Source organism: Streptomyces sp. MMG1121 (assembly GCF_001280015.1).
Lineage (GTDB): Bacteria > Actinomycetota > Actinomycetes > Streptomycetales > Streptomycetaceae > Streptomyces.
Genome location: NZ_LGDV01000264.1, coordinates 1 through 10,231 on the forward strand (window position 1 = coordinate 1; position 10,231 = coordinate 10,231).

A 10,231-nucleotide genomic window follows, 5' to 3' on the forward strand; every position below is an offset into this window, starting at 1 on the left:
GGACGTGGCCCAACTGCTGCTGGACTCCGTGAAGACCCCCCTCGACCCGGCGGGCGAGACCGAGACCGACACCGCGCCGGAACCCGAACCGGTGAAGTAGCGCCGTAGGCAACGGTGTTGTGAGGACCAACTGAGGGGCCGCCCACGGGCGGCCCCTCAGTCATTGACCAGCTGTGTTTGGCCTCCCCTATATGAAACCGCCTGTGCGGTTTGTTAGTCTGTGCGGACGGCCCCTGCACAGCCGTGCCGACAGAACCGCGGTTCTGCCGGCACGGCACCCTCGCGATATAGGTGTGCGTTGCAAGGGGCCTGAGTGTCGGTGTCTTGCCGACTTTCGATGTCCCGGTGTCCAGGAGGCGGCACATGGTCAAACAGGAGCGAGCCGCGCGCACGCGGCGTTCGCTGATCCATGCGGCGGCCGAGGTGTTCGCGGAGATGGGCTTCGTTCCCGCGTCGTTGGGCGCCATCAGCGCACGCGCCGGTGTCAGCAACGGGGCGTTGCACTTCCACTTCGCCAACAAGGGGATGCTCGCCGAGGCGGTCGAGGCGGAGGCCGCCGCGACCGTACGGCGGCTGACCGAGGCGGCGCGGACCCGGCAGGGCGACTCCCTGCAGTCCGTGGTGGACGCCATGCACGCGCTGATCGGCGCCCTGGCCGAGGACGTCGTGGTCCGGGCCGGCTTCGAACTCGCAGGTGACATCGCGCGTCGTACGGAGTCCCCGCTGCGCCGGGAGTGGCAGCACTGGGTGGAGGACAGTCTGCTCCGGGCCCAGCGGGCCGGGGCGCTCGCCGAGGGGGTTTCCTGGAAGGACGCCGCCCGGGTCGTCGTCGCGGTGACCGTGGGTCTGGAGGTGCTCGGCGTCGAGGACGCCTCCTGGCTGTCCCGGCAGAGCGTCACCAGGGTCTGGGAGTTGCTGCTGCCGTTGCTCACCGACCGGCGCGAGCTGGGCTCGCTGGTGTCCTCCGGCTCGCGGACGCCGGGGGTCGTACCCCCGCGCGCGCAGCCGTGGCTGGCGCAGCCCGAGCGGTAGCGGACACCGGCTTCCGTTGCCGGATCCGCGTGGCGCGTTCGTGTGCCGTTCGGTGGTGGTCCGCTCGTCGGCGCTCGGGATGTCGTCCAGGACGGCTAGCGATTCACTCGAACTCCGGTGCGGTGATGCTGGGTTGTGGCTCTGCCGGGGCTGTGGTATTCCTGACTCTGGACCTAATAAATACGGGCTGTGCGGTTTGGTTTGATCGGCCTGAGGCAGCTCGGGCATGAGACAGGGGAGACCCCGTGAACATCGAGGTGCTGGGCGCCTTGGACGTCAGGGAGAACGGCGTCTGCGTGACGCCCACCGCGCCGAAGCCGCGCCAGGTGCTCGCCCTGCTCGCGCTCCGCGCCGACCAGGTGGTCTCCGTGGCGACGCTCACCGAGGAGCTGTGGGGCGGCACGCCGCCGCGCAGCGCCCGTACCACCCTGCAGACCTATGTGCTCCAGCTGCGCGACCTCATCTCCGGCGCCCTGGAGCAAGGGGCAGAGGGCGGCGAGGAGCCGCGGCGTACGGCCAAGGACGTCCTCGTCACCGTGCAGGGCGGCTATCTCCTGCACAGCGGCGGCGGCACCAGCGACGTCAGGGAGTTCGAGCGGCTCACGGAGCTCGGCTACCAGGCCATGGACGCCGGGGACTTCCAGGGCGCGGCAGGGCGGTTGCGCGAGGCCCTCGCGCTGTGGACCGGGCCGGCCTTCGCCGACGTACAGGCCGGGGAGCAGCTGCGTACCGAGGCCAAGCGGCTCGAGGAGACCCGGCTGTGCGCCCTCGACCGGCGCATCGAGGCGGACCTGCGGCTCGGCCGGCACCGCGACCTGCTCGCCGAACTCACCGTCCTCGTCGGCCGCTACCCGACCCACGAGACCCTGCGCGGCCAGTACATGCTGGCCCTGCACCGCTCCGGGCGGCGCAGCGAGGCGCTGGAGACCTATCAGCGCCTGCGGACCACCCTCGTACGGGAGCTGGGGCTCGAGCCGTCGGTCGATCTGCGGCGGATACAGCGGCAGATCCTCGCGGCCGGACCCGAGGACGTGCTCGACGAGATCGCGGACGACGACGGAGACCGCCTGGTGCAACCGACCGTCTGACCCCCGCCATCGCCGGCAGTTCGATATCCCCATCGTCGGTGCGTTCATTTCGGACGCGTTCTCGGCGATTTCTTCTGTGTTTCCCGAATACGTATTGCTGCCGTCCTTCTTTGAGGATTGCTCAAATGCCACTGAAGGAACCGATGCCTCCGGTGCGGGTGCGGCTAGCGTGCAGGTTCGCCGACGACTTTCCGCCATCGGGAGTGCCCGACGACGAACGGAGGGAACCATGGAGATTCAGGTTTTGGGTCCGCTGTGTGCCGCCGTGAACGGGGACTCGATCGTCCCCACCGCCGGGAAGCCCCGCCAGGTTCTCGCCCTGCTCGCCCTCTATCCGGGCCGCGTCGTACCGGTGTCGACGCTGATGGAGGAGATCTGGGGGACGGAACTGCCGCAGAGCGCGATGACCACGCTGCAGACGTACATCATGCAGTTGCGCCGCTGCCTCGGCACCGCGATGGGGCCCGACGCGCCCGGTGCCGCGAAGAACGTTCTGGCCACCCGGCACGGTGGCTATCTGCTGCAGATCCCGCCGGAGTGCGTGGACGTGCACACCTACGAGCGCCTCGTCTCGGAGGGCCAGGAGGCTTTCGAGGAGGGCGAGGACGAACGGGCCGCCCGCTGTTTCCGGCAGGCTCTCGCGCTGTGGCAGGGGACCGCGCTGGTGGACGTACGACTCGGCCCGGTGCTGGAAATCGAAGTCACGCGGCTGGAGGAATCCCGGCTGGTGACCGTGGAACGGCGGATCGACGCCGATCTGCGGCTCGGCCGGCACGCGGAACTGATCGCCGAACTTACCGACCTGATCGCCCGTCACCCCCAGCACGAGGGGCTGCACGCACAGGCCATGCTGGCCCTGTACCGGTCCGGCCGGCAGGCCTCCGCCCTGAACGTGTACCGCAAGCTGCGCGAGGGCCTCATAGAGGAGCTGGGCGTGGAACCCTCGCCGCAGTTGCAGCGCCTGCACCAGGCCATGCTTTCCGTCGATCCGGAACTCGACGTGATGGCCGGTCCGCGCCGCGGCTCCACTTTCGACCGCTACGCGGCCTAGGACCCCGAGACCGTTCGGCGTCCTGAAATACGCGGCCTCAGCTCGTTCTTGAGCGTCGCTCGAGACCTTGCCGCGATCCTCGAAATCCACCCGTGTGGCCGGGTGGACGTAGAGGAGGAGCCATGTCGGACGACCAGCCCGTGCGGCTGTACTGTTTCGCGCATTCCGCTGAAGGCGCCTCCGTCTTCGACGGCTGGAAGGCCCACGTCGGAGCCCGCGTGGAGCCCGTCCCGGTCCTCCTGCCGGGCAGTGACCTGCGGCGCGCCGAACCCCGGGTGACCACGCACGAGGCGCTGCTCGCCGACGTACTGCCACTGTTCACCGGACCGCACCCCGGCCCGTACGTGCTGTACGGGCACGGCCTCGGTGCGATGGCCGCGCTCACCGTGGCGCGGGCCCTGCACGAGGCCGGCCTGCCGGGCCCGGCCCTGCTCGCCGTCGGCGCGTGGTCGGCGCCGCGCCTGCCCGCCGAGCCGGTGGACGCCCGCCGGGCCACCGACGCCGAGCTGCTGCACGTCCTGAGCGGCAAGGGCGCCGTACCGGCCGGCAGCGACGAGGGGATCTGGCTGCGGGCCATGCTGCCGGTGCTCCGTGCCGACCTGGAGCTGGCCCAGGATCTGCACGCGGCCGCCCGCAGGCCCTTCCCGGCCGGCCCGCTCACCACCCCGCTGCTCGTCGTCGACTCGCAGGACAACCGGCTCGCCCCGCCCTCGTCGGCCGACGGCTGGCGCCAGTGGACCGACGGACCGGTCTGGTCGCGCACCGTCCCCGGGCGCCACTTCTTCGTACGCGGCGGCCGCGAACTGCCCCGGCTCCTGGGCCGGGCCTGCCGCGTCGCCCACCGCCTCGCCAAGGAGCCCGCGGTGGTCGGTTGATCCCGCGTTCCGGAGCCACCGGATCCGGGTTTTCTCATTCCGCCGTCCGGGCCGCCCCCGCGGTCCGGACGGCGCAATGTGCACAGAGAGGTGTTCAGATGACTGGTGAGCGTGTCGACAGGGCGACGTATCACGTTCATGTGTCCGCGCCCGCTGGGGTGGTCTACGCGGTGCTCGCCGATGCGGCGAAGCTGCCGCTCTACTGCTCGCAGAGCGTCCATGTGGAGTGCCTGGAGTCCGACGGCGAACGGGAACGCCTACGGATGTGGTCCCTCGTGGGCGGGCAGGTCAAGTCGTGGATCTCGTGGCGCCACCTGGACCAGGTGGAGCGCCGCCTGGAGTTCAGGCAGAAGCTGCCGGGGTCCCCGCTGGACTCGGTGCGCGGCGTGCTGAGCGTACGCCCCGAAGGCCCGCACGACACCGAGCTGGAGCTGCGCTACGGCCTCGACGACCTGCCCGACACGCAATGGGTGGAGCAGGCCGCCGGCCTGGACATCCGGGCGCAGCTCACCCAGCTGAAGAGCTTCGCCGAGCGGTGGACACGCCTGGACGACCTGGTGCTGTCCTTCGAGGACTCGATCCGCGTGCACGGCCCGGCCGAGCTGGCCTACGACTTCCTGTACCGTGCCGGGGACTGGCCCGAACTGGTGCCGGACGTCGCCCGGGTCGCCTTCGCCGAAGAGGCGCCCGGAGTGCAGCGCCTGACGCTGGAGCGGCTGACCGAGAACGGCTCGCACACCACCGCGGCGGTACGGATCTGCTTCCCGCACGCGGGCCGCATCGTTTACAAGCAGACCGAGACCCTCCCGCTGCTGGCGGCACACACCGGCGAGTGGTCCGTCGTCCCGGACGAGACGGGAACGACCATCACCTCGAAGCAGACCGTGGTGCTGCGCGAACAGGACATCACCGCGGTGCTCGGCCCCGGCGCCGACCTCGCCGACGCCCGCCGGCAGGTGCGGGCGACGCTCGGCCGCAACAGCCTGACCCTGCTCACCCTCGCCCGGCAGCATGCGGAGAGTGCCGTCCGCATGCTGACTCCGACGACCTCGGCGGGCGGCAGGGGAGCCACGGGCGAGAGACGGTGACACCTCTGCTCGAGCGGGTTGTCCGGCTGCGGTGTCCAGCGGGCTGCCCGGTGGCGCGCCGGCGTCAGGCAGCCTTCAGACGGGCCACCTCGCGGGCCCGCACGTCCAGCGCCCGCACGACCGCCAGCGAGGCATAGGGCCGGATGGACGCTCGCAGGATGGCGAGGTGCTCGTCACCCCGCGCGCTGCTGATGCCGGTGTAGTCGTCCAGGAACCGGCCCCACTCCTGGCAGGCTTCCTCCACGTGCCGCATCTCCATCAGCCGACTGGCGAGCAACCCGGGCCGCACACGAAGAGCGCGGGGGCCTCCTCCCAGGCGAGAATACCGACGGCCCGCACCCGGGGCGTTGAGTGCGGGCCGCCGGCCGACCTGGCACTTGCCGGTCTGACCCCTCGGACGCGCGCAGAGCGGTCCTCGCCCTCCGCGCCGTCCTCCGATGAGAGCCGCCGGCCTGCGCTCTCGGGCCCCGCTCGGACCCCACTGCATACCCGCTCGGGAAAACGGACTTCGGGCGCGACTGCCACTAGCGTGCTCATCTCGACCGTTGTGCACGCAGGCAGGGCAGGAGGCCGTGATGGGGGAGAGGCAGTACGGCTCGGTCCGGGCGGTCGCGGGCGCCCCCGGGGCATCATGACGGCTCACCGCTTCCCGCAGGCGCCGGTCTCCGTGGTCGTCGACCCCGGCCCCCCGCCGTGTCTCGAACTGCGCGGACCGCTCGACGAGGCCGCGCTGGAGCGGCTGTTGGGCGAGCTGAGTGCCGGTGACCCGGACCGGCCCGGCTGGCGGCACCGGCTGCTGCGGCACGGGCCGGACCACCACACCCTGCGGTTCTCCGTGCCGCAGGGAGCGGCCGGCGCGCCCCTCGCGTTCGTCGCGGGCAGCATCGCCGACCGCCTCACCGAGCCGCCCCCGCCGGTCGACCGGCCGCTGACTCCCGCCCAGCGTGCGGCTCTCGCACGGGAGGGGGAGCAGCGGTACGAGGCGATGGTGATCGAGGTGGGGGCTTCGGCGTCCACGGCGGGTGCGGACCCGGGCCCGGGCACCGGTGCGCTGCGTGCGGCGCTGCGTGCCGTCGTGGCCGCGCATCCTCAGCTGCGGTCCCGGCTCGGCCACGGGGACGGCTGGTGCACCGCCGAACCGGACGGCGAGTTGGCGGACGGTCAAGATCTGCTCGTGGAAGGCGAGTTCACCGACGAGGCCGCATTCGCCGCGCTGGTGGACTCGGTCGGCCGGACGCTGGACGCGTACGCCGGCGTCCAGCTGCGGGTGCTGATCGCCCGGGACCGCCGTACGGCCGGACCGTCGGCCGACCGGATCGCCGTCGTCGCTCATGAGGCGGCCGTGGACGCCGCGTCCTGGCACGTCCTGCTCGGCGACCTGACCACTGCCCTGCGGGTGCCGGCCGGCGGCACGGCTCCGCCACGGTCCGAGCCGGACGGTCTGGCCGACTGGGTCGCCGAACTGCGGGAACTGGCCGGTGATTCCGTCGAGGCCCAGCACTGGAGCCTGGTCGCCGAGCGCAGAGCCCGGGCGGCGCGCGGATCGTCGCGTACGCCGAAGCGGGCCACCCTGCCGGCCGACGGCACGAGCCGGACGAGCGTACGGGTGGCGGGGACCGGGCACGGGTCCACCGCCGTACCGGCGCTCACGCCGGACACCGGGTCCGCGCAGGACGACGGTCCCGAGCAGGTCCGGCACACCAGGCCCCACGACCGGGCCGCCTCGGCCGGCGTCCGGCACACCGCCTTCACCCTGGACGATCACCCCACCGAACGGATCACCCAGGGCCTCGCCCGGCGGCTCGCGCTGACCACCGGGCAGGTGCTGACCGGGGTGTTCGCACTGGCGCTCGCCCGCTGGCAGGCAAGCGACGAGGCCTGCTTCGACGTACGCAGTGATCCGCGGGCCGACCGGCCGGGGCTGCGGCGTCACGCGGGGCGGCTCGCCGAGCCGTACCCGGTGCAGTTCGCCCCCGGTCCGGGCCTCGACCCGCTCGGTCAACTGACCGCCCTGGCAGGGCCGTTGGCCTCCTGCGCCGGGCGTGCCGGGGACGGGGCGGGATTCGGGGCGTGCCGTGAGTGGAGTACTGATCCGGCGCTGCGCCGTGCCCTGCGCGACCTCGTACCCGCGCGAGTCTGTCTGGCCCTCGACGGCGCCGGCGGTCCGCTGCCCGGCTCCGCCCGGCCCGTGCACCGGCCCGCCCACCGCGTCGAGGCGCGGGCCGGCGTACGCGACGGCAGGCTGCACATCGGGCTCGACTGGGTGAACGATCCGGCGGAGGGCGTCACCGACACCTCCGTCGGCGAACTGGCGCGACTGCTGCGGGGGTTGCTGGAGGAGCTGGCCGCCGCGCCCGCCGCCCCGATCCCGCGCGCCTTCCCTGCCACCCCCCAGCAGTCGGCGCTGTACACGGGCGGCGACGCGCGGCCCGGCACCGGACGCCATGTCGAGCAGCTCGCGTGGGTCTGGCGTGGCCCGCTCGACCTGGGCCGCTTCATCCGGTCCTGGCAGTCGGTCTTCGACCGCGAGACGGTGCTGCGCACCGCGTTCACCGACGGCGCCGAACCGCTGCTCGTGGTGCACGACCGGGTCGTGCCCGAGATCACCCGCCGGGCCTTGCCCGACGGCGACTGGTCCGCCTTCCTGGAGCGCGACCGGCTGCGCGGCTTCGACCTGCGCCGCCCCGGGGCGCTGCGGCTCACCCTGCTGGAGCCGGGACGGATCCGGCCCGCGGCCCCCGTCGCGCCCACCCGGATCCTGGTCACCTACCACCGGGCGCTGCTCGACACCTGGAGCGCGCACGTGCTGCTGCGCGAGTTCTACCACGCCTATCTTGCGGGCGGCACCCTGCCCGGCGGTGAGCGCCGACCCGACCTGCGCGACTACACGGCCTGGGTCGCCGCCCAGGACCTGGAGCCCGCCCGCGGGTTCTGGACGCGCAGTGCGCCGCCCGGCGGTGCGGCCTCCCGGCCGGTGCGGTCCGCCGCGCGGGCCGGCCTGAGCGGGGTCGGCCGGGCCCGGCTGCGCCTGGACCCCGCCGAGACCGCCCGCCTCGCTCACTGGGCGGGCACCTGGGGTACCGCCGAGAGCAGTGTGCTGCAGGCCGTGTGGGCCATGCTGATCTACTCGGCGTCCGGCGCCACCGGACCGGCCCCGGTCTGTTTCGCGGTGACCGTGTCGGGGCGGGGCGTCGCGCTCGACGGCGTGGCCCGGATGACGGGGCCGCTGCGCAACCCGCTGCCGATGACCGTCGAGGTGGATCCGGCGGGCACCGTGCCGCGGTTGCTGCGCCAGCTGCGCGACCGCGCCCTGGACATGGCCGCCTACGAATGGGTGCCGGCCGACTGGATCCGGGCCTGGAGCGGTGGCGCGGACCCGGACACCGTCATCGTCTTCGAGGATCCGCCGCATCCGCTGGACGGCCTGGAGGCCCAGCTCGCCGCCCACGGCATCCACGCCGAGCTGCCGGACACCCTGCCCGCCCGCTCCGTCCTGGCCATCGGGCTCCTCGCCCACCACGACAGCACGGGCGGCCTGGTCCTGACCGGGGTGCACGACCGGGCCCTGCTGGACGAGGACGCGGCCGCCGAACTGCTCGCGCAGAGCGCCCTGTTGCTGCGTTCGCTGCCGCTGTCGGCGGGCGAGAGCACCACCGTGGGGGAGGCGCTGGCGCTGCTGGAGGAGAGTGCGGCACGGCGCCGGGCCGGGGCAGGCGGGGACACCTCGCTGGTCACCCTGCGCGCGGCGCGCCGGGACCGGGCGGGCACGATCTGTCTGATCCCGCCGCCGGGTGCCTCCGAGACCTGCTACGACCTGCTGGCCGGCAGCTATCCGGGGCCACAGGAACTGCTGCTGCTCACCGCCGGAACGGACGCCGACGGGATGCGGCCCGCCCTCGCGGCGCTCGGCACCACCCGGTCCCTGCTGCTCGCCGGCTTCTCCGGCGCGGGTGTCCTCGCCTGCGACCTGGCCCGGCGGATCGCGGCGGACGGCGGCCGCCCGCCCAGGGTGGTGCTCGCCGGCGCCTCCGCGGACGAGCAGGAACGGTTCCGCATGCTCGCCCGGGCTCTCCAGGACGCCACCGCACCCGAGGCGTGAGCGCGCCTGGGGCGAGCGCACCCGAGCCATCACGTGCCGGGGGCACGACGTGCCGTGAGGCATGACCTCGGACGACTTCGGTCCACTCGTGTTCCGTCGCTTTTCGAGAGACGCTCGTTCGCTGTTCTCCATCGTGGCTGTGGCGCGGGTGACCTCGCCCGGGTCGCTGACGCCCTCCGTGCTGTGGGCCCGCAACCATCTGGAGAGACATGCCCCGTCGTCTGTTCACTTCGGAGTCCGTGACCGAGGGACACCCCGACAAGATTGCCGACCGGATCAGTGACACCGTCCTCGACGCGCTGCTGCGTGACGACCCGTCCTCACGTGTCGCGGTGGAGACCCTGATCACCACCGGCCAGGTGCACATCGCCGGCGAGGTGACCACGCAGGCCTACGCCCCGATCGCCCAGCTGGTGCGTGACGCCATCCTCGAGATCGGCTACGACTCCTCCGCCAAGGGCTTCGACGGCGCCTCCTGCGGTGTCTCGGTGTCCGTGGGCGCCCAGTCCCCGGACATCGCGCAGGGCGTCGACGCCTCGTACGAGCAGCGGGTCGAGGGCGAGGAGGACGATGCGCTGGACCAGCAGGGGGCGGGCGACCAGGGCCTGATGTTCGGCTACGCGACGAACGAGACGCCGAACCTGATGCCGCTGCCCATCGAGCTGGCCCACCGGCTGTCCCGCCGCCTCACCGAGGTCCGCAAGAACGGCACCATTCCCTACCTGCGCCCGGACGGCAAGACGCAGGTCACCATCGAGTACGACGGCGACCAGCCCGTCCGTCTCGACACGGTCGTGGTCTCCACGCAGCACGCCTCCGACATCGATCTGGAGTCGCTGCTCACCCCGGACATCCGCGAGGAGGTCGTCACTCACGTGCTGAACCGGCTCGCGCAGGACGGCATCAAGCTGGACACCGAGGGGTACCGGCTGCTGGTCAACCCGACCGGCCGTTTCGAGATCGGCGGCCCGATGGGCGACGCCGGCCTGACCGGCCGC

Annotated in this window: 8 protein-coding genes; 7 read left to right on the forward strand and 1 reads right to left on the reverse strand. The window is 72.7% G+C overall.

Annotated elements, in window-relative coordinates; genetic code table 11:
* Positions 1-363: 363 nt before the first annotated feature.
* The 5 genes from ADK64_RS41835 to ADK64_RS41855 all read left to right on the forward strand — a co-directional run bounded on the left by ADK64_RS41835 (position 364) and on the right by ADK64_RS41855 (position 5,134).
* Positions 364-1,032 (forward strand): ScbR family autoregulator-binding transcription factor, encoded by a 669-nt coding sequence (locus ADK64_RS41835; protein ID WP_053667503.1) that lies wholly within the window; start codon positions 364-366, stop codon positions 1,030-1,032.
* 245 nt (positions 1,033-1,277) lie between these two features.
* A complete protein-coding gene (locus tag ADK64_RS41840; RefSeq protein WP_053667504.1) occupies positions 1,278-2,120 on the forward strand; it encodes an AfsR/SARP family transcriptional regulator in 843 nt (280 codons plus the stop codon).
* Positions 2,121-2,349: 229 nt separating this feature from the next.
* Positions 2,350-3,171, forward strand: coding sequence for an AfsR/SARP family transcriptional regulator (locus ADK64_RS41845; protein WP_053667505.1), 822 nt, complete (start codon positions 2,350-2,352; stop codon positions 3,169-3,171).
* Positions 3,172-3,293: 122 nt separating this feature from the next.
* Positions 3,294-4,046 (forward strand): thioesterase II family protein, encoded by a 753-nt coding sequence (locus ADK64_RS41850; protein WP_053667506.1) that lies wholly within the window; start codon positions 3,294-3,296, stop codon positions 4,044-4,046.
* Positions 4,047-4,144: 98 nt separating this feature from the next.
* A complete protein-coding gene (locus ADK64_RS41855; protein WP_053667507.1) occupies positions 4,145-5,134 on the forward strand; it encodes an aromatase/cyclase in 990 nt (329 codons plus the stop codon).
* Positions 5,135-5,198: 64 nt separating this feature from the next.
* On the opposite strand, the gene ADK64_RS41860 is transcribed toward ADK64_RS41855, so the two are convergent.
* Complete coding sequence (locus ADK64_RS41860; protein ID WP_159046477.1) at positions 5,199-5,378, reverse strand: hypothetical protein; 180 nt, start codon at positions 5,376-5,378, stop codon at positions 5,199-5,201.
* Between the two features lie 387 nt (positions 5,379-5,765).
* Here ADK64_RS41860 and ADK64_RS41865 point away from each other — a divergent pair, with 387 nt between their 5' ends.
* Together ADK64_RS41865 and metK are read left to right on the forward strand one after the other, a co-directional pair.
* Positions 5,766-9,233: a condensation domain-containing protein gene (locus tag ADK64_RS41865; protein ID WP_053667509.1), complete on the forward strand. Its 3,468-nt coding sequence runs from the start codon at positions 5,766-5,768 to the stop codon at positions 9,231-9,233.
* A gap of 209 nt (positions 9,234-9,442) precedes the next feature.
* Positions 9,443-10,231: methionine adenosyltransferase (gene metK, locus ADK64_RS41870; protein WP_053667510.1), on the forward strand; the 789-nt coding region annotated here is incomplete at its 3' end.